The sequence below is a fragment of the Nonomuraea sp. NPDC049784 genome, from assembly GCF_040659615.1.
Lineage (GTDB): Bacteria > Actinomycetota > Actinomycetes > Streptosporangiales > Streptosporangiaceae > Nonomuraea.
Window position 1 is genome coordinate 42889 of the sequence record NZ_JBFAMX010000012.1, and the last position, 22026, is coordinate 64914.

The following is a 22026-nucleotide window of genomic DNA, read 5'->3' on the forward strand; positions in this document are numbered from 1 at the left end:
CTGGCCCGCTGAACAGGCCGTTTGTGTGCATGACAGCGCCACTAACGCCGAGAGCGGGAAGAATGTTGATTTCCTCATTGATCAAAGTATTGCCGCCGTTTATGATCACGTCCATGGATCTCGCGGATTTAGTGGGTGCGGGCTGCGGACTCCTTGCCGCTCTTTTCGTCGCCAGTGGCGTTCCCAAAATTAGACGGCCGTTCGGGCTCGCGCTCGCGCTCGTCCGCTTCGGCGTCGTCAGGCGTGTACGGCCCGGCCTGGGCCGGCTCCTCGGTGCCTTGGAGGTCGCCGTCGGCATAGCCGTGGCGGTGAGCCCGACCCTACTCCCGGCCGCGATCAGCGCCCTTGTGCTCCTGGTCGCCTTCACCGCGGTGGTCGTACGGTCGGTCCTCGCGGGGCAGAGCGTGGAGTGTGCCTGCTTCGGCACGGGCGAGACGACCTCGTGGGTGACAGTGGTGAGGAACCTCGTCCTGATCGGCGTCGCGGCGTTCGTCGCCGCAGCGCCGGTGGTCCCCACCATGGATCAGCGTATTTCAGGACTGCTCATTGGCACGGTCATCACTTGCGGATATCTGCTGATGTCCACTCTGGCCGTGCTCAAGCCTTTCAGCGTCCGACTCGACGGGTGAATGGGTCGTCATGGGCTACACCGCGTTATTAGTCGTGTCTTTCGTCTGGTTGCTGATCCTCGCCCTCGGGCTACTGGTCGTACGCCGCGAACTGTCGATTCTCCAGGACCGGGTCGCGGTGAGCGGGGCCGCGCCCGCCGACGGGCTCGCCGTCGGCGCGCTCGCCCCGCAGTTTCCCGGCCTGCGGTCCGACGACGTGGTCCTGTTCTTCTTCGGGGACTGCGAGCCCTGCCACGAGGTGGCGACGGAGGTGGCACGGTCCGCGGATCCGGGTGGGTTCGCCTGCGTGGTCAGCGACGGCACCATGGCGGGGTCGTCGACCGGCTTCGCGCGGATCCTGCCAGAGGACGCACGCGTGCTCACAGGCGATGAGGCCGGCGCCGTGAGAGAGCGGTACAAGGTGCACTCCGGCCCCTTCGGCGTGGCGGTGTCCGATGGCCTGGTGGTGGCCAAGGGCGTGCTGCGGTACGCCGACGACCTGGAGCGTCTTCATCATGCCGCCTATGGCGCGGCCTCGGTCGGCAGGTGAGGGGGACACCGATGGGTGACATCGTGACCAGTTCCCGGATCAGGCCGGCGCTGGCGCTTCCGCCGGTCGCGCTCGGCGTGCTCGCCGGCCATCTCGTGGGTCTTCAGCCGTGGGCTCTGCTCGTCATAGCCGCGCTGATAGTGGGGATCGCGCAGCAGACCCTCCCTTGAGGCCCCAACGTGATCATCATGATCACGCGCGCCCGCGTGTCCGGGTGCTTCGGATCCTCAGTGGTGGCTGGTGCCGTCCTTATCCTGTCGGCGATGGCCGGAGCGGCGCTCGCCGGGGCCTTCGCCGGTCTCCTCGGCGCGGCCGTGGAGCCCTCGCTGCGGGCTCTGCTCGCCGTGACCGCAGTGTCGGCCGTGATCGTCGGAGCGGCGCTCAGGCCGGTCCCGTGGCAACTGGACCGGGAGACCAATACCCGCTGGCTCGGGTACAACGACTGGCGCACCGCCGCGTACAACGGCTTCGCGCTCGGTCTCGGCTTCACGACGCGCATCGGTTTCTGGCTCTGGTACGTGGTCCCGCTGTCCGCCTTCGTCGTGGCCGATCCGGTGCTCGGAGCGGCCGGCTACAGCGTGTTCGCGCTGACGCGGGTGGGCCTGTCCGCGCTGCTCACCTCGGCGGACGTCTACGTCACCGGTGGGATCGCGCGGGCCCGCATGGTCGCCGATCCGCTGGCACTCGCCGCGCTCGGCGCGCTGTACCCCGTTCTCACGCCGTTGTTGTAATCAACAGAGAGGAAGCAGTAATGAGGGAGGAATCGACCAGACGCGGGCTGTTCGCCGGAATCCTCAGGGACCCAGCCAGCAGCTCGCCGTTGCCCCCGTCCGATGCCCCCATCGGCGTCCTGGTCAGCGGTTCGGGCCAGGACGTGACCGTGCGCCGCTACGGCGCCTCGGCGGGCCTCACGGCCACCGCGCCCGTCGCGGCCAAGGCCGAGGAACTACCCTACGGCTGGGCGCTCAGGCCCGGCGACCTCGTCGTGATCGACGAAACCACCCCGGGCGGGCCCGTCGCGGTCACGCTGCACCGCAACGTCCGCGGGACCGTGACGCAGGTGGCCGACGACCGCATCACGGTGAACGGCCAGGTCTGCCTGCTCGACCCGCGTACGTTGCACTATGAGGGCATGGCGGGCGAGCCATCCGCCAAACCGCTGGCCCAGCCGCTGAAGGCCGGCGACAGCGTCACCTTGGAGTGCTTCGACAACCGCGTGGACAGCACCCTGACTGTCCACTTCATGCGGCGGCTCAGGCAGGCGGCCTGATGGAAAGTGTTCTCGCCGTCGTACTGGTGGCGGCGTGCGTCGTCCTCACAGTGGCCCTCCTGGCCTGCCTGCGAGGAATCGCGGAGCTTCGCCTGCGCCTCACCGGGCGCGGCATGGACCCCAGTGCCCAGCTGATCATCGGCAGGAAGCTCCCTGACAGCCTGGTCCGGCTGATCCCCGACCCGACGCGGGACACGTTGGTGCTCTTCATGTCCAGCACCTGCGGAACCTGTCACGGCCTCGCGGCCGACCTGAACGGGTTCGAGGACCGCCACACGGTGGCGATCATCGCAGGCGACTCCACGGCCGAGTTGCTCGCGATGCTCCCACCGCACGTCAACGCCTTCGACGGCGAGCAGGCCAAGGCCGTCGACGCCGATCTGCCGATGGCGATGTGGCCCACCGTCGTCCTCCAGCGGGACGGCTTCATGGTCGCATTCGCGACGGGCAGCGACGCAGACAGCGCCGCGGACCTCGAGGTGCTGTGGGAGCAGAGAGTGGATGTACCAGAGGGGATGAGCGCATGATTGTCGAGCACGTGAAGAAGACTCGGCTGACGAGGAGCAGATTCCTCGCCGTCGCCGGGGCGACACTCGTCGGGGTGGCCAGCAACGCCTGGTTCCCCGGACGGGCCGAGGCGGCGCCGGACGGCTGCTACGGCTATGCGAGCTGTAGCTGCTGCTCGGCCACGACCTGCTGCGCGAGCGGCTGTACCAAGCTCTACTCGTGCGGTGGGAAGCAGTGCTGGACGACGTGCGCCTACTTGGGCAGCACTCTGTACCGGTTCGACTGCTGCGACTTCAGCAAGAGCGGCAGCCCGTGTATCTGCAGGGTGAATCACCGGACCTGCAGCTGAGCAAGGACGTGGTGCGGTGGGCTGGGCCCACCGCACCATGATCGCCGCGCCCCGAGCGCCGGCGCCTGTTCCGCGCACTGCTGGAACAGGTCTGTCTGGATAATCCCTCCGGCCAGCAGATCATCTGGCCCCGAGCTGTCTCAATGAACTTGCTCAGCCTGTGGGTGCCCGAAACTCGGTCGTTGGGGTTGACCTGGGTTTTGGTGTTCCAGTTCTGGCGGGCATGATCGTTGTTCATGGCGCTGCGGCTGCTTTATCTGATCTTCGTCCGGCTCGCGGGCTGGCTAGTGCTGCTGGGTCGCTCGCAGAGGTCCAAGGCGGTTTGTGGGAACGCTACGTCGTGAGTGCCTCGACCACCTGATCATCTACGGTGAAAGGCACCTGCGTACAGTTCTGGCCGAGCATGAACGCCACTTCAACGATCATCGCCCGCATCAAGGCCGCTCTCTCCATCCGCCGATGTACGACCCAGGCAAGGTGATCGACATGACCGCCCGGATCCGCCATCGAAGGACCGTCACCGGGTTGATCAGCGAGTACCACAGAGCTTCCTAACCACCCTGCGAATGCCCAGCTCAACCACGGTCTCTACTCTTTTGGCACCGCACAGGCAGGTCCCGTGGATGTTCGTTTTCGTAGCAGCGACTGCGTCGAGCTACAGCGTCCGATCGCGCCGACCCGAGCGGTCCTCTTGCCAGTCGGGGAGGAATGCGGCAGCGCCTCGACATCGCCGAGCGCGCCTGCGAGCCGTTGGAGGTTTGGATGGCTCCAGCACGTCAAGCGAATCAAAAGGACACTCTGGCCGGCTACGAGGGCAGACGGATGCGGACAGTCAGCCGGAATTGGCCGGTCTCGGCGTTGGCGTGGGTGCTGAGGGTGCCGTCGAGGGCCGCGGCGCGGGCGGCGAGACTGGCCAGCCCGCGCCCGCCAGCGCGCTGCCGCGGCCTCCCTTCGTGCTCGCCTTCGAGTTCCCGGTTCGGCTCTGCCGGGATGCCGTCGTTGGTGACGCACATCTGGATCTCGCCTTGGTCCGCGGTCAGCTCGATCTCGCATCTGCTGGGCTTGGCGTGGCGTAGCACGTTGGTGACTGCCTCGCGCAGTACGGTCGCCAGGACCGTGTCCACCGCCGGGGGGAGCGGTTCACCGATCGCATCGTCACGTACGTCGACCTCGATGCTCGCGGGGGCGAGCAGGTCGTGGGCGGCGGCCAGTTCGGCGCGCAGGGACAGCGTACGCGTCTCGGCGGCGACCGCCCGGGCCTCGGCGCGGCCCTGTGCGGAAAGCCGCAGCAGCGCCTGGAGTTCGGTGCGGGCCCGGGCGTCGTCGCGGCCGATCAGCCGTGCTGCCAGGTCGCTCTTGAGCGCGACCGCCGACAAGCCCAGCCCGAGCAGGTCGTGCGTGTCCCGGGCGACGCGCAGCCGTTCTCGCTCCACCGCGGTCCTGGCCAGTTCCCGCCGGATCGTCTCCACCTGCTCGGCGAGGTCGGTCAACCGGGACAGCCCGTAGACCACGATGCCGACGGTCGCCACCGCGCCTATCTGGTAAAGGACGGTGGCATTGTCGGTGGCCACGACCTGGACGAAGCGGTTGCCGACGCCGTAGTAGAGGCCGAGCACGGGCAGACTCCACGCCACTCCGACACTGACCATGACGGCCGCAAACATGGTCCATGCCCACCTGCGGGGCAGGAGCAGCAGTCCGGAGCCCGCGGCGAGTCCCGCCAGCGTGAGGACGTTCCAGTCGTACGCGGGCAACCAGGCGTACGGCAACAGCGTTTGGGCGAGCAGGGTCCAGGGCCAGGCGCGTGGCCGGGATCGCCCTCGCCATCCGAAGGAGTGGTGGAGCTGCAGGGCCGCCACGGCGACCATGGTGCCGACCGCTCCGGCCATGGCCACCGGCGGACCGCCCGCGACCAGGATGTTCGACATCAAGATGGGGGCGTAGGCGGTCAGCACCACGACCAGGGTCAGGCGTGCCAGTCGTGGCGCCACCTCGGCGCGCCCCGTCCGGCCGTCGCCCTCGTCCGCGGCTCCCGGTCTCGGATCTGGGCCCTGCTGGTCGGCGGCCACGACCGTACGGACTTCGTCGAGGGCCTGTCGCGTACGGCGCGCCGCCTCGGCGAGCTGCGCGCGGGCCAGATCGGGATCTCCCCGCAGAGCCGACAAGGCGGTGCCTGCGTGGCGTGTGACCGTCTCCAGGCGGTCGCCGATGATCGTACGCAGATGCTCCGCGGACCGGCGTCGTTCCTGCTTGATGGCCAAGTCCGCCAGCTCCGTCCTGGCCTGGTGCAGGGCGGTGACCATGTCGGCCAGCCGGACCAGGCCGAAGAACGCCAGCCCGGTGTTCGCCGGGGCGACCAGCATCCAGATGATGATCGCCACGCCGGATCCCGGCCATGGGACGCCCAGGACGGCGATGCGCACGGCCTCGCCCGCGAGCACAGCGCCGGACAGCAGCCACGCGCCCGGCCGGTTGACCGTCACCAGCAACAGCCCGACCAGGAGCGCGGGGGCGATGTTGATCCAGTTCTGCCCGAACACGGCCAGCGGCGCGTACGTCAGGCCCGCCTGTACGGCCAGCAGCATGTCGCGATGGCGCGTCCATAACCTCCGGCCGCGCGGAACGGTGTAGAGCATTGGCAGTACGAACAACCCGGCCAGCACCATGCCACCGGCGAGACCGCTCCAATACACGGCGTTGCCGAACCGGGTGAACAAGGTCAGACAGAGGAACGCCGCCGGGATCACCGCGGCGAGCCGGGGGGCCGGCGCGGTACGCCCACCGTCATAGACCGCCACCATCCCGCACCACCTACTCCCCCGCCCCTGAGCCCAGGCGTTCCCGAGCCCCGCGTCCCAAGCCGCCGAGCCTGGCAGCCGACCGTACGCACAAACTATCCGTGAGCACGATAGATCACCCGAAACCGGTGTGTGCGCGTGCCGTGTGCAATTTGCACCCCCGGGCTCGTGCGAACCCCACGGCGAGGTCGTGCCGTCGACACTGGTCGCGTCAGCGCAGGTCAGAGCAGACTCGACACGTAATCACGGTACAGAGTCCGGACACGCTGATCCGGCCGGACCTCACGGAGGTCAGCATGAAAATTACCGAGCGGCGGATCCACACGGAGCAGCCCGACATCGCGCAGCCAGGCGGCCATCGGCACACCGCCGCCCGCCGGAGGTGGCTGGGTTTCACGCGTCACTATCTGGAGATGGTCGTGGCGATGCTGGTCGGCATGGTCGTGCTCGGCGGGGCGCTGCGCGTGATCCTCGACGCGGCGGGCGTGCCGTACTCCATGGACCTGTACCCGGCGCTGGTGATCCTGGAGATGGGCGTGACCATGACGGTCGCCATGTGCGCCTGGATGCGGCTCCGGCGCCACGGCTGGCCCGGCACCCTGGAGATGGGCGCCGTCATGCTGGCCCCGGCGGTCGTCATGGTCCCGCTGGTGTGGCTCGGCGCGCTGGGCGGCGGGGTGGCGATGACCCTGGAGCACGTCGTGATGTTCCCGCTCATGCTGGCCGTCATGCTGCGCCGCAGGGACGAGTACCTGACGCACGCGGACCACGGCCGGCGCGGCGGAGGCAAAGGCTCGCGGAGCTCGCGGGTCGGTCGGATGCTAGGGCGCGGCGCGCTCATCGTGATCGCATTCCTCCTGCTCCCGAGCATATTCTTCGTGACGGACTCGACTGCCTACGAGGCCGGCCGGTACCGCCCGCCGACGGCCAATACGGTCACCGCCGCGACCCTGCCGACGCACGACCCCGCCAAACCCACCGTCGCGATCGTCGTCGGCAACCACGGCGCCAACGTCGCCGACGTGCTCGTGCCGTACGAGATCCTGGCCGCCACGGGCGCCTTCAACCTCTACACAGTGGCGCCCGAACGCCGCCCCACGCCCCTGCTCGGCGGGCTGGACCTGGTCCCCGACCTCAGCTTCGCGCAGTTGCGGCAGCGGCTCGGCGGCGTGGCGCCGGACGTCGTCGTCGTGCCGGACATGCCCACCGACGCGGCCGGCGACGCTCAGGTGACCGCATGGCTGCGGGACACCGCGGGCCAGGGCAAGGGCATTCTGCTGGGCGTGTGCACCGGCGCCCGACTGCTCGCCGAGGCCGGGCTGCTCGACGGCCGCGACGCGACTTCGCACTGGTTCCGGCTCTCTGGCCTCCAGGACAACCACCCCGAGGTGCACTGGCGGCGCGGGAGCCGTTATCTGGACGACGGTGACGTGATCACGACGGGTGGATTGCTGTCCTCGGTCGACGGCACCCTGCGGGTGATCGAGCGGCTGCTGAACGGCGACGCCGCCGCGGCAGCGGCGAGGGCCATCGGGTGGCGGTACTACTCCCCCGGGACCGCCGCCGCGCTCCCACCGTCGCGGCTCACCCCGGCCGACGCCGTCACACACCTGCTCAACGTCGGCTTCCGCGCCAAGACCACCACCGTGGGAGTGATGCTCAGCGACGGCGTGGGCGAGCTCGAATTGGCCTCGGTGTTCTCGTCGTTCGCCGAGGTCAAGTCGGCCCGGACCATCGCGGTCGCGGCCGGGCACGGCGCGGTGCGCTCTCGCCACGGCCTGACCCTCCTGCCGCGTGCCGACCTGGATCGGGTGGCCGGCGACGTCGATCGGCTGCTGGTTCCCGGCTCGGCCGCCCCCGAGCTCGCGGCCGACGTACCCGTGACCTACCTGCACCGGCAGCCGGGGTTCGCCTTCGACGAGGTACTGCGGGAGATGGCCCGCACCATGGACGTGCCCACGGCGCGGTGGGCCGCCAAGATCCTTGAGTACCCGGACACCGGCCTCCGGCTCTCCGGCCCGGATTGGCCGTGGATGCCCACCCTGCGGCCGATCCTCCTCGGGCTGGCCGGGCTGGCCGCGCTGGGCATCGCCCTCCGTCTGCTGCGGCTGGCGCGCCGGTCCCGCTGAGCTCCCGGCGCCGCTGTCCCCCTGCTCGGGGGGACGGCGGCTTCGGCGTACGATGGCCAGACCGTATACTCGCCGGATCCGGTCGCGCCGTCGCCCGGGTCCGCCGAGGAGGCAGCAGGTGGTTCGCATTCTGGTCGCCGAGGACATGCGCATCCTGCGTGACACGCTAGTGGCCGTGCTCGACCTTGAGGACGACCTGGAGGTCGTCGCCGAAGTCGCCTCCGGCGACCGCATCGTACCCGAGGCGCTGGAGCACCGGCCCGACGTGGCCGTGGTAGACATTGACCTGCCCGTGGTGGACGGGCTCACCGCCGCCGCCGAGCTGATCCAGCAGCTGCCCGAGTGCCGCGTCCTGGTCCTCACTGGGCTAAGCCAGCCGGCCCACCTGCGCCGTGCGCTCGCCGCACGCGTGTCGGGGTACATGCTCAAGGACGCGCCGTCACAAGAGCTGGTCGCGGCCGTACGTCAGATCGCGAGGGGCGGCCGGGTGTTCGACCCCACGCTGGCGGTGGCCGCGCTGGAGACAGCCCAGAACCCGCTCTCGCCCCGCGAGGCCGAGGTGCTCAAACGCCACGCCGCCGGCGCGTCCGCCGCCGAGATCGCCGCGGACACGTACCTCTCCTACGGCACGGTACGCAACTACCTGGCTTCGGCGGTCACCAAACTGGGCGCCCGCAACCGTGTCGACGCCGCCCGCATCGCCCGCGAGGCCGGCTGGCTGTGAATCCGCCCGGTACGTTCGGCAGGTCCCAGAGCATGCATTCTGCACGCTGACCCGATGCCGGTGGCACTGGCGGGCGGCGGGCTGCGACGCCGAGACTGAGGCAATGAGCATCCGGGTCCTGGTCGCCGAGGACGGCGATGTCCTACGCGAGACGCTAGTCGCTCTCTTGGATCTGGAGGACGATCTGGACGTGGTGGCCCAAATCGACACCGGTGACCGCATCGTGCCCGCCGCGCTCCGGCATCTCCCCGACGTGGCACTGCTGGACATCGACCTGCCAGGCACGGACGGCCTCACCGCCGCCGCCATGCTGCGCTGGCGACTGCCAGGCTGCCGCGTACTGATCCTGACCAGCCTCGCACGACCGCACAACCTGGACCGGGCGCTGGCGGTAGGAGTGTCCGGGCTCCTGGTCAAGGATGGTCCCGTGGACGACCTCATCGACGCCGTCCGCAGAATCGCCCGCGGCGAGCACGTCTTCGCGGACCCCATGAGCTGACACCAGACAGATCGGGGGTAGCTGGGCCGCCGCTTCTGCGGGGAGATCACGATAATGCTCGGCGTGACCGCCCACCCTGAAGGTGCATGGGTTGCCCAGCAAGCCCGTAACCTTCTCGCCGAACTGAAGGACCGGGCCGGGACGTTCCGGTTCCTGATACGGGATCGGGACACGAAGTTCACCGACAGCTTTGATGAGGTTTTCGCAGGCGACGACTTTCACGTGCTGAAGATCCCGCCGCGGGCGCCTCGCGCAGACGCGTTCGCCGAGCGATGGGTACGCACCGCACGCACGGAGTGCACCGACCGACTGCTGATCTTCAACGAACGGCACCTCCGTACCGTGCTGCACAAATACACCGATCACTACAATCGAGGACTGATGACGAGACCAAGCTCCCCGCAGGGGCCCCTGAGACGTGAGCGGGCGGCGTCCCAGGGCACTACTTCCTGCACGATGTTGACGGTGGCTGGTGAATGGCTGTCCGGGCAGCACCAACATCGGCGGAGAGCGGATTATCGCGGAAGCGGCGTCAGATCCGCCGAGAGCGGGAAGTCGAGATGTACGGAGATCACGCGTAGCAGAGCGTCGCGCATGCGGGTCCTCGTCATGCCCGCCACCTGGGTCGCCACCGCGACCTCCATACCGTCGATCTGGGTGAGGATGAGATCCACCACCTCGTCGACGTCGAAGGACACCCGGAACGCCCCGCTGGCCAGGCCTTCCTCGATCGCGGCCTTCATCGGGGCGCGCCAGCCGTCGTACTGGAGCCCGAAGAGGTGCCGCAGCTCCTTGTCCCTGCTCGAGGCGGCGGCGATCTCCATGTAGGACAGGCAGCGGTTGCGGAAGCCGCGCGGTTGGGTGATGTAGTCCACGAGCCCGCGGATGCGGTCCCACGGGTCGGTGTGGCGGGCGGCGATCTCCTCCAGCCCTTGGACGATCTTTCCCGTGTGGTGGGCGAAGGCGGCCAGCATCAGGCCGTCTCGGGTCTCGTAGTAGTGCTGCAGGGTCCCGATGGACACCCCCGCCCGCTTGGCGACGTCGCGCAGCCGCACCCGTTCGTAGCCCATCTCGGCGATCAGCTCGATGACGGACTCGAGGATCCGGCCTCGCTGGCCGTCGGTCCGTATCTGCAGTGCGGCGTCCACCCGTTGCCCCTTCTTCGCCCGCCGTTCGTGGCGGGCGACCGCAGCGCGTCTGTCGCGCCGTACGGAACTATAACCACAGATCCGATGCATCGGGAACTTCGGAAATGCCTATTGACAAGCACCTTAAGGCACTCTTCTAATAATGCGGTATTAACGGACGGGTCGCCTGACCAGCGGTTGAGCAGGCCGGCGAGTGATCGAGCTGGAGGGGGTCGATGGGCAAGACGATCATCTGTCCATGTCATGACGTGACCGTCGAGGACATCCGCGCGATGCACGCCGCGGGCTACACCCATCCCGAGACCCTCAAGCGGGCGACGGCCGCCTTCATGGGCTCCTGCCAGGGCAAGCACTGCGCCGGCGCGGTGATGTCGTTCCTGCGCGAGCTGACCGGTGAGGACGGCGCTCCCGTGACCCGCCGTCCCACCGCCCGACCGCCGCTGCGGCCGGTCGCGCTGGGCCTGCTCGCCGCGGCTGCTGAGCCCACCGGGTCCACCGGCGAGGCACGGACGGAGGACGCCTGACGATGGCAATCCCCGGAGCCGCCCGGACCCCGCTGCGCCGCACGTACGACGTCGTCATCGTCGGAGCAGGTGTCCAGGGCCTGGCCCTCGCCTACGAGCTTGCCAAGCTCGGCATCCACGATGTCGCCGTGCTCGATCGCGGCTACCCCGGTGGAGGCGGCAGCGGGCGCAACGGCGAGATGATCCGTTCGGCGTTCGGCTCCCGAGAGTGGAGCGGGCTGTTCGACGAGTCGTTGCGGCGCTGGCGCACGCTCTCCACCGAACTCGACTTCAACGTGCTGTTCTCCGGCAGCGGCTATCTCGTGCTGGCCTCCACGCCCGAGCAGGTCGAGCAGTGCCGCGCTGACGTCGTACGGCAGGCCGCGCTGGGGCTGCGCTCGGAGTTCGTGACCGCCGAGGAGGCGCGGAAGATCGTCCCCGCCGTCAATCCCGAGCTCGCGCTCGGCGGCGTCTACCAGGACCACGCCGGGTTCGCCCATCACGATGCCGTCGTCTGGGGATACGCCAGGGCCGCCGCGCGGCTCGGCGTGGAACTGCACACCGGGGTGACTGTCACCGGCGTCGACGTCGCCGGAGGACAGGTCCGCGGCGTGCGCACCGACAAGGGGGATGTCGCCGCTCCGATCGTGGTGAACGCCGCGGGCGGGGCCGCCCGGCACGTCGCCGGCATGGCCGGGGTCGATCTCCCCACGCGGACCTGCCGCTTGGAGATGATCGTCACCGAGTCCGTGGCCCCGTTCCTGCGGCCCGCGCTCGCCACGCTCGAACTGCTCGGCTATTGCCACCAGACCGCGAGAGGCGAGTTCGTCGGCGGCACCGAGCTGCCCGTGCCGGACGTCAGCGACAGCCTCAACGGCACCTACGACCTGCTCCTCGACATGGCCGCCAAGTTCGTCCGGCTGCTGCCCCGGCTGGCTGGGGTCCGGCTGCTGCGGCACTGGGCCGGGCTCGTGGACCAGAGCGAGGACCTGTCTCCGGTGATCGGCCCGGCCCCCGAGGTCAGCGGCTTCTACCTCACCTGCGGGTGGGTCTACGGCTTCATGGGCGCCCCTGCCAGCGGCGCGCTGCTCGCCCAGGGCATCCACGACGGGACCATGCCCGAGCTGATCCGCCCGTTCTCGGTGACCAGGCTGCACGAGGGCCGCTTCATCCAGGAAGGCGCCCTCGTGGTCGCCTCCGAGGGGGAGAGCGCCGCGTGAACCTGAGGATCACCGCCCATCCCGCCGCGCCGTACGCCCGGGCCCGCCGGGTCGCCTTCACTTTCGAGGGCCGCACGCTCCACGGGTACGAGGGCGAGCCCGTGTCCACCGCGCTGCACGCCGCAGGGGTGCGGGTGCTGTCGCGCAGCTTCAAATACCACCGTCCCCGCGGCATCGGGCTGACCTGCGGCACACCGTCCTGTCCCAGCTGTCAGCTGACCATCGACGGTCAGTACGGCGTGCCGGGGTGCGCGACGCCGCTGCGCGGCGGCGAGTCGGTGCGGCGTGAGCGCGCCTGGCCGAACGCCGACCACGACCTCCTCGGCGTGATCGACCGGTTCTCGGCGTTCGTCCCCGCGGGGTTCCAGTTCCGCCTGTTCCGCCGCTCGCCCCGCCTGGCCCATCTGGCCGAGCGCGCCATGGGCGTGATCGCGGGCGGCGCGAGGGAGGTCACGCCCGGCGCCATCGCGCGTGCCGCACGACCCGGCCTGGGCCGGCGGCGGACCGCGCTGGCCGTCGTCGGCGGAGGGGCGGCCGGCCTCGCCGCCGCGCTCTCCGCCGCCGACGCCGGGCTGGAGGTCGCTCTCGTGGATCAAGGGGACGACCTGGGCGGGACGCTGCGCGCGGAGACGGCCCCGGTCCCGGTGCCCGGCGGCGGTGACGAGCCGGGATTCGCGCTCGTCGCCCGGCTGGCGGCCAGGGCGGCGGCGCATCCGTCGGTCGAGGTGCTCACCGGGTCGACGGCGCTCGGCTGGTACGAAGGCGGCCTGCTGCCGGTGCACACCCCTGAGGGAGTGCTCGTCCTGAGGCCGGATCGGCTCCTGGTCGCGACCGGCGACTACGACCAGCCGCTGCTCTTCCCCGGGAACGACCGTCCCGGCGTCATGCTGGCCGGAGCGGTTCAGCGCCTGATCAACATCGACCATGTGCGGCCCGGCCGCCGCGCGGTCGTCGTCACGGCCGACGCGCACGGCTACGCCGTGGCCGCGCAGCTCCGCGCGGTCGGAGTCGAGATCGCCGCGCTGGTCGACGTCCGGCCACAGACCGCCGTCGGCACGGGCGTCGTCGCGCCCCTGGAGGTGCCGCACCTGACGGGGCACACCGTGCTGGAGGCGCTCGGCCGCCGCCGGGTGACCGGTCTGGCGGTCCGGCCGCAGGACGGGGGGCGTGCCGTGCGGCTGGGCTGCGATGTCGTCGTGGTGTCGGCGGGGCGGCGCCCCGCCGAGGAACTGCTCCTCCAGCGGCTCTACCACGGCGACATCATGCTCGACGCCGCGCCCGGCCAGGGCGTTGGCGAGCCGCCCGGCGGCGTGGGCGTGGCCGGCGGCGCCGCCGGCACGACCGATCCCGCCCTGGCGCTGGCCCAGGGCGCCGAAGAGGGCGCTCGGCTGGCCCGATGGCCGCCGCGGCCCGAACCCTTGCAACCCCCCTGGCCCGGCAGGCCGTGCCGGCCATCTCCTTCAGGAGGAACCTTTGAGTGACATCAGCGCGCACGGGAAGCTCTCCCGCCGGACCCTTCTCATCCGCGGCGGCCAGGGGCTCGGCCTGCTCGCCACCTCCGGCGTGCTCAGCGCGTGCGGCGGCGGCTTCTCCTCGTCCCCGGGCGGCGGCGGTGGCGGTGACGGCACCACCTTGACCATCGCCAGCTATGGCGGCGACTACCAGAAGTTCCAGGCCAAGGTTCTGTGGTCGCCGTACGCGGCGAAGAATGGCATAACCGTCAAGGAGGACGGGCCCTCCGAGAACGCCAAGATCAAGGCGCAGGCCGAATCCGGCAACCCGTCCTGGGACATCGTCGTCGTGGGGAACGACTTCGGCGGCGAGACCGACGCCAAGTGGCTGGAGCCGATCGACTACTCCGTCGTCGACAAGGCATCGATCATCAAGGGGTACGCGCAGACGTACCGGGTCTGCGCCGACGTGGAGGGCACCGTCCTCGCCTACCGCTCGGACAAGACCGGCGGCGCCAAGCCCGAGCCGTGGGCGGACTTCTTCGACGTGCGGAAGATCCCGGGCAAGCGCACCGCATGGAAGTCGGTGGGCGGCGGCATCTTCGAACTGGCCCTTCTGGCCGACGGCGTCGCTCCCGCCGACCTGTATCCCATCGACGTGGACCGCGCGCTGCGGAAGCTCGGCACGATCAAGGACCAGCTCATCTGGTGGGAGACCGGCGCGCAGGCGCAGCAGTACCTGGAAAGCGGCGAGGCGGTCATGGGCATGGTGTGGATCGCCCGCGCCGTGCAGTCCGCGGCCAACGCGCCCATCGCGATCGCCTGGGACTCCTGGCTGTCGCAGGAGGCCTACTGGGTCGTTCCCAAGGGCACCAAGAACAAGGCCGCGGCGATGAAGCTCATCGCGCACATGACCTCCGCCGAGGCCACCGCCGAACTGACCAAATACCTGCCGTACGGCCCCGTCAACGTCGCGGCGCAGGACAAGGTCGACCCCTCAGCCAAGGCCAACCTGCCCACCACCCATCTCGACACCCAGGTCAAGGTGAACGACGAGTGGTGGGGCAAGAACCGCGACACGGTCAACGACAGGTTCCAGCAGTGGCTGCTCTCCTGAGTCCCGTCGCCCCCGGCCGGTCCGCCGGAGCGGCGCCCGCGCACTCGGCGAAGGGCGGGCGGCTGGCCAGGCACTGGCCGTTTCTGCTCATCGTCCCGGCGCTGCTCGTCCTCCTGGCGGTCTTCGTCTATCCCGTGGCGCAGACGTTCCTCAGCGCGTTCACCACGCCCACGCCGGGGGTCGAGAACTTCTCCTGGTTCTTCGGCTCGCCGGCCAATGTCGCCGTGCTGACCCGGACGTTCTCGGCCGCGCTGTGGTCGACGGTCATCTGCCTCGCGCTGGCTTACCCGTACGCGTACCTGATGACCGTGGCCTCGCCTCGGGCGCGGGCGGCGCTGCTGCTGATCGTCATGCTGCCGTTCTGGACCAGCTTGATGGTGCGCACCTTCGCCTGGCTCGTGCTGCTGCAGGACACCGGCGTGGTCAACGGGCTGCTCGGGCTAATCGGCGTGGGACCGGTCGGCCTCGTCCGCAGCCAGACCGGGGTGCTCGTCGGCATGGTGCAGATCCTCATGCCGTTCATGGTGCTGCCGCTGTACTCCGTGATGAGCGGCATCGACCGGCGGCTCCTCGTCGCCGGCGAGAGCCTGGGGGCCAGGCCGGTGGTGGCACTGCTGCGGATCTTCGTGCCGCTCTCCCTGCCGGGGGTCGCGACGGGGGCGACGATGGTGTTCATCACCTCCCTCGGCTTCTACGTCACCCCGGCGCTGCTCGGATCGCCCGGCGAGGCGCTGATCTCGCAGTTCATGTACACGCAGGTCAACGGCATGCTGATGTGGGGCAGAGGCGGCGCCATGGCCGTGGTGCTCTTCGCGGCCACGCTGCTGCTGATGGGGCTGCTCGGCCTGGTCGTGCGGGCCGGGCGCCGGACCAGGGCGGGCACGCGATGAGCGCGCGTCTCGCCCGCGCCGCGCTGTGGGTGGTCGGCGTGCTGGTGGCAGCCTGGCTGGTGGCGCCCACGCTGGTGGTGATCCCGCTCGGCTTCACCGACAAGGTGTCGCTGACCTTCCCGCCGACCGGCTGGTCCACCCGGTGGTACGCCAACTTCTTCGGCGACCCCGGCTGGGTGTTCGCGCTGGCCAACTCGCTGCTGGTCGGCGTGCTGGTGGCCGTCGTCGCGACCGTCCTCGGCACGGCCGCGGCGTTCGGGCTCAGCCGGTGGACGAGCAGACGGGGCGCCGCCGTGGCCAACGTGCTCCTGCTGGCCCCCATGATCGTGCCGGGGATCATCGTCGCCATCGGCGTCTACGCCGTCTTCCTGAAGCTCCAGCTCGCCGGCACCCTGGCCGGGTTCGTCGCCGCGCACACCGTGCTGGCGCTGCCGTTCGTGGTCGTCTCGGTGTCGGCGTCCCTGGGCACGTTCGACGTCCGCCTGGAGACCGCCGCGGCGAGCCTGGGCGCCGGCCGCTGGGCGACGTTCCGCCGGGTCACGCTGCCACTGATCACGCCCGGCGTCGTCTCCGGCGCGCTGTTCGCCTTCGTGACCTCGTTCGACGAGGTGGTGGTCTCGCTGTTCATCCAGAGCCCGGCCCTCGTCACCCTGCCCGTGCAGATGTACTCGAGCGTGACCCGGGAGACCGACCCGACGCTCGCCGCCGCCGCGACCATGATCCTGGTGCTCACCACGCTCCTGGTCACCGGCGGACTCACCCTGGCCGCAAGGAGGAACCGTGCCCGTTGACCGGCCCGAAGGCGGAAGCGCGCCGGCAGCCAAGGGGGCTCGCATCGACCTAAGCGGGATGTCCAAGCGCTTCGGCGACTCCGTCGCCGTCGACGACGTCACCCTGACCATCGAGCCGGGGGAATTCATGACCTTCCTCGGCCCGTCGGGCTCGGGGAAGACCACGACGCTGAACATGATCGCCGGATTCACCGACCTCTCGGCCGGTGCCTTGGAGATCGACGGCCGCCCGGTCGGCGGCACGCCCGCGCACAAGCGGGACATCGGCGTCGTCTTCCAGCACTACGCGCTCTTCCCGCACATGACCGTCGCGCAGAACATCGCCTTCCCGCTCCAGCAGCGCAAGGTCCCCAAGACCGAGCGGGAGCGCCTGGTCGCCGCGGCTCTGGAGACCGTGCAGCTGCCGGACCACGCCTCCCGCTATCCGGCCGAGCTCTCCGGTGGGCAGCAGCAGCGGGTCGCGCTGGCCCGGGCGATCGTGTTCAGCCCCCGCGTGCTGCTCATGGACGAGCCGCTCGGCGCGCTCGATCGTAAGCTCCGCGAGTTCCTGCAGCTGGAGATCAAGCGCATCCACCGCGAGATCGGGTCCACCTTCGTCTTCGTCACCCACGACCAGGAGGAGGCGCTGATCCTCTCCGACCGGATCGCGGTGTTCAACAACGCCCGCATCGAGCAGGTCGGCACCGCGAGCGAGCTCTACGAGCGCCCCGCCACGCTGTTCGTGGCCCGCTTCCTCGGTGAGTCGACGATCCTGCGCGGCACCGCCCGCCCCGACGGGAGCGGATCGGCGATCGACGGCGCCGGCTTCGCCGTACGGGCGCCCGGCCGGATCGAGGGCGGCAAGGCCGCGCTGGTCGTGCGGCCGGAGCGGCTGCGGCTCACGCCGGACGAGCCCGTGACCGCGGACGGGGCCAACGCTGTCCCCGTCACGGTCGTGGAGGAGATCTACCTGGGCGCGGCCCGCAAGCTGGAGGTGGCCCTGCCCGACGGCGGCCACGGTCTGGTGCGCGAGCAGGCTGGCTCGCTCAGCGATCTGCGGGTGGGCGATCGGGCCGTCCTGCGCTGGCATCCGGACGACTGCGTCCTGCTGCCCGACGATCCGACCATAGAAAGGATCTTCACGTGACCGTCAACGGCGGAGTGTCGTTCTGGTACCGGGAGATCGGGCTCCCCGCCCGGCGTCCCCCGCTGCAACGTTCCGTTGAGGCCGACGTCTGCATCGTGGGCGCCGGATACACCGGCCTGTGGACCGCTTACTACCTGAAGAAGGCCGACCCCGGACTCGACGTCGTCGTGCTGGAGCGGAAGTTCGCCGGGTTCGGCGCCTCCGGGCGCAACGGCGGCTGGCTGACCGCGGCACTCGCCGGCTCGCCCCGCAGATTCGCCGGGACCCATGGCCGCACCGGCGTCCACGCTCTGCAGCAGGCCATGAACGCGACCGTGGACGAGGTCATCGACGTCGTCCGCGCGGAGGGCATCGACGCCGACATCGTCAAGGGCGGCATCCTGCGCGTGGCGCACGCCCCGTCACACCTGCCGAGGCTGGTGGCCGGCGTCCAGACCGCCCGCTCGTGGGGCGACGAGGACCTACAGCTGCTCGACGCCGCGCATACTACGGCCCGGATCAGGGTGGACGGAGCCTTGGGAGCGTCGTTCAGCCCGCACTGCGCCCGCGTCCAGCCGGCCAAGCTCGTGCAGGGCCTGGCGCGGGTCGTCGAGGGACTCGGGGTGCGCATCTACGAGTCCACGCCGGTCACCGAGATCGTGCCGCACGAGGCGCGCACGCCGTACGGCACGGTCCGGGCGAAGTTCGTGCTGCGGGCCACGGAAGGGTTCACGGCCGGGCTGAGAAGGGAGCGGCGGACCTGGTTGCCGATGAACTCCTCGCTGATCGTCACCGAGCCGCTGCCCGAGCGGATCTGGGACGAGATCGGCTGGGAGGGCCGCGAACTGCTCGGCGACATGTCGCACGCCTACATCTACGCCCAGCGGACCGCCGACGACCGCATCGCGATCGGCGGCCGCGGCATCCCGTACCGGTTTCGATCCCGGACGGACGACGATGGGCGCACGCACGCCGGCACAGTGCGGGCGCTGCGTGACGCGCTGGTCCGGCTGTTCCCGGTGCTGCAGGACGCGGCGGTCGAGCACGCCTGGTGCGGTGTGCTCGGCGTTCCGCGCGACTGGTGCTCCACCGCCGTGCTCGACCGGCGCACCGGGCTTGGCTGGGCCGGCGGCTACGTTGGGCACGGCGTCGCGACCACCAACCTGGCCGGCCGCACCCTGCGCGACCTCGTGCTCGGCGCCGACACCGACCTCACCCGGCTGCCCTGGGTAGGCCGGAGGGTACGCAAGTGGGAGCCGGAGCCGCTGCGCTGGATCGGCGTGCGGGGCATGTACGCGGCCTACCGCGCCGCCGACCGCGCTGAGATCGTCGAAGGGCGTCCCACGTCGTCGCCCATCGCCAAGGTCGCCGACATGGTCGCCCGCCGCCATTGAGCGGCCCGCTGAAAGGAGACAAGAGTTGAAGAGCATCGTCGTGCCCGACGCGATCACGGCTGACCTGGGCCCGTACGCCGCCAAGCCGACCTCGACCAGCGGGGAGCAGCAGGAGGCGACGCTCAGGGCGTGGACGTCCGCCGACGGCAGGACCAGCGCCGGGGTGTGGGAGTGCACACCCGGCACGTTCACCGCCGTGCGCGACGGCTATCACGAGGTCTGCCAGATCCTGTCCGGGCGCGCCACCATCGTGAGCCGGGACGGCACAACCAAGGAGGTCGGGCCCGGCAGCACCCTCGTCATGCCTGCGGGCTGGCAGGGGGAGTGGCACGTCCACGAGACCGTACGCAAGACCTACGTGACCACGCGCCTCTGAATCGCATATAGGAGATCCGTACCAGTGTCCGACCTTCCCGTGCTCCGCAACTTCGTCGACGGCCGCCACGCCGACACCGCCGACGGCGTCACCAGCGAGCTGATCGACCCCGCCAACGGAGAGGTGTTCGCACACGCTCCCGTCTCGTCGAGCGCCGACGTGGACCTGGCCATGCGCGCCGCGGCCCGCGCCTTCGAGGACTGGCGCGACACCACCCCAGCCGAGCGCTCCCGCGCCCTGCTCGGGATCGCCGACGCGATCGAGGCGAACGCCGACCGCCTCGTGGACACCGAGTGCCGCAACACCGGCAAGCCGCGCGGCGCGACGGCGTCCGGCGAGGTGCCGCCCATGGCCGACCAGATCCGGTTCTTCGCCGGCGCCGCGCGGCAGTTGTCCGGGCTGTCCGCCGGTGAGTACGCCCGGGGCCACACATCGATGATCCGGCGGGAGCCGATCGGGGTCTGCGCCCAGGTGACACCGTGGAACTACCCGATGATGATGGCGGTGTGGAAGTTCGCGCCGGCGATCGCCGCGGGCAACACCGTCGTGCTCAAGCCGTCGGACACCACGCCCGTGTCCACGCTGCTGCTGGCGGAGATCGCCGCCGAGTTCCTGCCGCCGGGCGTGCTCAACGTGGTCTTCGGTGACCGGGACACCGGCCGTGCCCTGGTGGAGCACGAGATCCCTGAGTTCGTGTCGATCACGGGGTCGATCCGGGCGGGCATGCAGGTGGCCGGGAGCGCCGCGGCGGACCTCAAACGGGTCCACCTGGAACTCGGCGGCAAGGCCCCGGTGGTCGTCTTCGACGACGCCGACGTCGAGGCCGCCGCCCGCAAGATCGCCGGCGCCGCCTATTACAACGCCGGGCAGGACTGCACGGCCGCGACCCGGGTGCTGGCCGCCGACGGCGTCCACGACGCGCTGGTAGCTGCGCTTGCCGAGCAGGCCCGCGCCCAGCGCACCGGTCCCGGCGTCGACGAGCCCGACTTCGGGCCGCTCAACAACGCGGCACAGCTCGCACACGTCTCCAGCTTCATCGAGCGGCTGCCCACCCACGCCACGATCAAGGCCGGTGGGGCACGGGTCGGTGACCGGGGGTTCTTCTACGCGCCGACCGTCGTCTCCGGGCTGCGCGAGGAGGACGAGATCGTCCGCAAGGAGATCTTCGGTCCGGTCATCACCGTACAGCGCTTCACCGATGAGGCCGACGCGCTCAGGATCGCCAACGCCACCGAGTACGGCCTGGCGTCCTCGGTGTGGACCAGGGACCACGGGCGGGCGATGCGCATGGCCAGGCGGCTCGACTTCGGCTGCGTGTGGATCAACACGCACATCCCGCTGGTCGCTGAGATGCCGCACGGCGGTTTCAAGCACTCCGGCTACGGCAAGGACCTGTCGATCTACGGCTTCGAGGACTACACGCGGATCAAGCACGTCATGAGCGCCATCGAGGCGTAGGGATCCGCTGCGGCCGGTGTGGGTGGCGCGAGAAGAGCCTGCCGAATGGCGTCGTCAGCCCGGCCGGGTATGAACAACGCTCCGATAAGGTGCTGCTCGCTGCATGACCGCCGGTGTCCACGCTTTGGAGTGAAGCACCAAGGCCAGGTAGTTAAGGTTTCTGAGCTGCTGGCAAGAGCGCTGCGGAGATTGTTTCGGCGGTGTAGACACCTGGTTTGATCTTGCGGATGAGCCGGCTGACGGCCCAGCGCGATAGCTGCCGATACATCGTGTTCAGGGTGACATCGCCGAGGTGTTGGGCGATGCCACGGGCCGGCCAGGGGCGGTTGGGGTCTTGGTGGAGGAGGGCCAGGACCTGTTGTTGTCTGCGACGGTCGGCGCCCAGTACAGGCCAGTACGCTGACCGACCGAGCGATCAAGCTACTGCCAAAAATCCTTCTTCGGCTCACCATCGCCTACCAGGAAGACGAGGACCTTTCAGCTATCAGCGCGGTCATCGTCGACCTGTCCGAAGACTGCCACGAAGCCGAGATCGAGGCGCGGGTCGAGGTACGTAGTGCTCTGGACTTCCTCAGCGTCTCCGCCGACCAGGAAGCTGTCACGCACCTTCGAGAAGTTCATGGAGACCTATCACCAGGAAGAGCAAACGGCCGTCGCTAAGTTCGAGAACGCTCTCATAGGGATGGCGAGAAGACTTGACAGTAACTACGACGCGAGCGGTTCTACAAGCAGCACCGAGCCCACCAAGCTCTAAGAGTGCGTTTCGCGAGTCCATGCCAGTGATGTCGCAATGTGATCGGACGGATTTGTAGCGTTACCACCGGTTGGCGGGCTGGGATGTGCTGGGATGGCCGCGTGAGCGAGCGCAAGCCGTACCCGAGTGACTTATCCGACGCACAGTGGGCGTTGATCGAGCCGGTACTCGCGGCGTGGAAGGCCGCGCACCCGTCCGTCAGCGGCCACGAGGGCAACTACGAGTTACGCGAGATCGTTAACGCGATCCGTTACCAGGGACGAACCGGGGTCCAATGGGATTATCTGCCACACGACCTGCCGCCCAAGAGCGCGACGTACTACTACTTCAGCAAGTGGCGTGATGACGGCACTGACAAGACGATCCACGACCTGCTGCGCTGGCA

General features: G+C 69.8%; 25 protein-coding genes. 22 read left to right on the top strand and 3 right to left on the bottom strand.

Annotated features, from left to right (window positions below; translation table 11 throughout):
* Window positions 1-113 precede the first annotated feature (113 nt).
* From AB0J09_RS05630 to AB0J09_RS05665, 8 genes are all read left to right on the top strand, one after another.
* A complete protein-coding gene (locus AB0J09_RS05630) occupies window positions 114-629 on the top strand; it encodes a MauE/DoxX family redox-associated membrane protein (RefSeq protein ID WP_360685623.1) in 516 nt (171 codons plus the stop codon).
* A 10-nt stretch (window positions 630-639) separates the two neighbouring features.
* A complete protein-coding gene (locus AB0J09_RS05635; RefSeq protein WP_360685626.1) occupies window positions 640-1158 on the top strand; it encodes a hypothetical protein in 519 nt (172 codons plus the stop codon).
* A gap of 11 nt (window positions 1159-1169) precedes the next feature.
* The gene (locus tag AB0J09_RS05640; protein WP_360685629.1) at window positions 1170-1328 is read left to right on the top strand and encodes a hypothetical protein; all 159 of its coding nucleotides are present in this window, start codon (window positions 1170-1172) and stop codon (window positions 1326-1328) included.
* 93 nt (window positions 1329-1421) lie between these two features.
* Window positions 1422-1889 (top strand): hypothetical protein, encoded by a 468-nt coding sequence (locus tag AB0J09_RS05645; RefSeq protein WP_360685632.1) that lies wholly within the window; start codon window positions 1422-1424, stop codon window positions 1887-1889.
* A 20-nt stretch (window positions 1890-1909) separates the two neighbouring features.
* Window positions 1910-2428 (top strand): DUF5666 domain-containing protein, encoded by a 519-nt coding sequence (locus AB0J09_RS05650; protein ID WP_360685635.1) that lies wholly within the window; start codon window positions 1910-1912, stop codon window positions 2426-2428.
* Entirely contained in the window at window positions 2428-2955 is a 528-nt protein-coding gene (locus AB0J09_RS05655) for a thioredoxin family protein (protein WP_360685638.1), read from the top strand. The genes AB0J09_RS05650 and AB0J09_RS05655 overlap by 1 nt, the downstream gene beginning before the upstream one ends.
* The gene (locus AB0J09_RS05660; protein ID WP_360685641.1) at window positions 2952-3284 is read left to right on the top strand and encodes a hypothetical protein; all 333 of its coding nucleotides are present in this window, start codon (window positions 2952-2954) and stop codon (window positions 3282-3284) included. The genes AB0J09_RS05655 and AB0J09_RS05660 overlap by 4 nt, the downstream gene beginning before the upstream one ends.
* A 324-nt stretch (window positions 3285-3608) precedes the next feature.
* Window positions 3609-3839, top strand: coding sequence for a hypothetical protein (locus tag AB0J09_RS05665; protein WP_360685644.1), 231 nt, complete (start codon window positions 3609-3611; stop codon window positions 3837-3839).
* A 251-nt stretch (window positions 3840-4090) separates the two neighbouring features.
* Here the strand turns inward: AB0J09_RS05665 and AB0J09_RS05670 are convergent, their stop codons facing one another.
* Window positions 4091-6085 (bottom strand): histidine kinase, encoded by a 1995-nt coding sequence (locus tag AB0J09_RS05670; protein WP_360685647.1) that lies wholly within the window; start codon window positions 6083-6085, stop codon window positions 4091-4093.
* A gap of 293 nt (window positions 6086-6378) precedes the next feature.
* Between AB0J09_RS05670 and AB0J09_RS05675 the strand changes: the two genes are divergently transcribed.
* The 3 genes from AB0J09_RS05675 to AB0J09_RS05685 all read left to right on the top strand — a co-directional run bounded on the left by AB0J09_RS05675 (window position 6379) and on the right by AB0J09_RS05685 (window position 9434).
* Window positions 6379-8211, top strand: coding sequence for a DJ-1/PfpI family protein (locus AB0J09_RS05675; RefSeq protein WP_360685650.1), 1833 nt, complete (start codon window positions 6379-6381; stop codon window positions 8209-8211).
* 118 nt (window positions 8212-8329) lie between these two features.
* Window positions 8330-8935, top strand: coding sequence for a response regulator transcription factor (locus AB0J09_RS05680; protein WP_360685653.1), 606 nt, complete (start codon window positions 8330-8332; stop codon window positions 8933-8935).
* 103 nt (window positions 8936-9038) lie between these two features.
* A complete protein-coding gene (locus AB0J09_RS05685) occupies window positions 9039-9434 on the top strand; it encodes a response regulator (protein WP_360685656.1) in 396 nt (131 codons plus the stop codon).
* 515 nt (window positions 9435-9949) lie between these two features.
* On the opposite strand, the gene AB0J09_RS05690 is transcribed toward AB0J09_RS05685, so the two are convergent.
* A complete protein-coding gene (locus AB0J09_RS05690) occupies window positions 9950-10582 on the bottom strand; it encodes a TetR/AcrR family transcriptional regulator (protein WP_360685659.1) in 633 nt (210 codons plus the stop codon).
* Between the two features lie 215 nt (window positions 10583-10797).
* Between AB0J09_RS05690 and AB0J09_RS05695 the strand changes: the two genes are divergently transcribed.
* From AB0J09_RS05695 to AB0J09_RS05740, 10 genes are read left to right on the top strand one after another with little or no spacing between them, the layout of a single operon-like run.
* Window positions 10798-11106, top strand: a complete 309-nt coding sequence (locus AB0J09_RS05695) for a (2Fe-2S)-binding protein (protein ID WP_360685662.1) — start codon at window positions 10798-10800, stop codon at window positions 11104-11106.
* A 2-nt stretch (window positions 11107-11108) separates the two neighbouring features.
* Window positions 11109-12305, top strand: coding sequence for an FAD-dependent oxidoreductase (locus AB0J09_RS05700; RefSeq protein WP_360685665.1), 1197 nt, complete (start codon window positions 11109-11111; stop codon window positions 12303-12305).
* Complete coding sequence (locus tag AB0J09_RS05705; protein WP_360685668.1) at window positions 12302-13786, top strand: FAD-dependent oxidoreductase; 1485 nt, start codon at window positions 12302-12304, stop codon at window positions 13784-13786. The genes AB0J09_RS05700 and AB0J09_RS05705 overlap by 4 nt, the downstream gene beginning before the upstream one ends.
* The gene (locus AB0J09_RS05710) at window positions 13779-14873 is read left to right on the top strand and encodes an ABC transporter substrate-binding protein (RefSeq protein ID WP_360685671.1); all 1095 of its coding nucleotides are present in this window, start codon (window positions 13779-13781) and stop codon (window positions 14871-14873) included. Before AB0J09_RS05705 ends, AB0J09_RS05710 begins: the two co-directional genes overlap by 8 nt.
* Window positions 14858-15763, top strand: coding sequence for an ABC transporter permease (locus AB0J09_RS05715; protein WP_360685674.1), 906 nt, complete (start codon window positions 14858-14860; stop codon window positions 15761-15763). The genes AB0J09_RS05710 and AB0J09_RS05715 overlap by 16 nt, the downstream gene beginning before the upstream one ends.
* Window positions 15760-16554 (top strand): ABC transporter permease, encoded by a 795-nt coding sequence (locus AB0J09_RS05720; protein WP_360685677.1) that lies wholly within the window; start codon window positions 15760-15762, stop codon window positions 16552-16554. The genes AB0J09_RS05715 and AB0J09_RS05720 overlap by 4 nt, the downstream gene beginning before the upstream one ends.
* A 58-nt stretch (window positions 16555-16612) precedes the next feature.
* Window positions 16613-17680 (top strand): ABC transporter ATP-binding protein, encoded by a 1068-nt coding sequence (locus AB0J09_RS05725; RefSeq protein WP_360685680.1) that lies wholly within the window; start codon window positions 16613-16615, stop codon window positions 17678-17680.
* Entirely contained in the window at window positions 17677-19053 is a 1377-nt protein-coding gene (locus AB0J09_RS05730; protein ID WP_360685683.1) for an FAD-binding oxidoreductase, read from the top strand. Before AB0J09_RS05725 ends, AB0J09_RS05730 begins: the two co-directional genes overlap by 4 nt.
* Before the next feature lie 25 nt (window positions 19054-19078).
* Window positions 19079-19429, top strand: a complete 351-nt coding sequence (locus AB0J09_RS05735) for a cupin domain-containing protein (RefSeq protein ID WP_360685686.1) — start codon at window positions 19079-19081, stop codon at window positions 19427-19429.
* 24 nt (window positions 19430-19453) lie between these two features.
* Window positions 19454-20887 (top strand): gamma-aminobutyraldehyde dehydrogenase, encoded by a 1434-nt coding sequence (locus AB0J09_RS05740; RefSeq protein WP_360685689.1) that lies wholly within the window; start codon window positions 19454-19456, stop codon window positions 20885-20887.
* Window positions 20888-21364: 477 nt separating this feature from the next.
* Here AB0J09_RS05740 and AB0J09_RS05745 read toward each other — a convergent pair whose 3' ends face one another.
* Complete coding sequence (locus tag AB0J09_RS05745) at window positions 21365-21508, bottom strand: hypothetical protein (RefSeq protein WP_360685692.1); 144 nt, start codon at window positions 21506-21508, stop codon at window positions 21365-21367.
* A gap of 234 nt (window positions 21509-21742) precedes the next feature.
* Here AB0J09_RS05745 and AB0J09_RS05750 point away from each other — a divergent pair.
* On the top strand, window positions 21743-22026 hold a 284-nt coding region (locus AB0J09_RS05750; RefSeq protein ID WP_360685695.1), incomplete at its 3' end, for a transposase.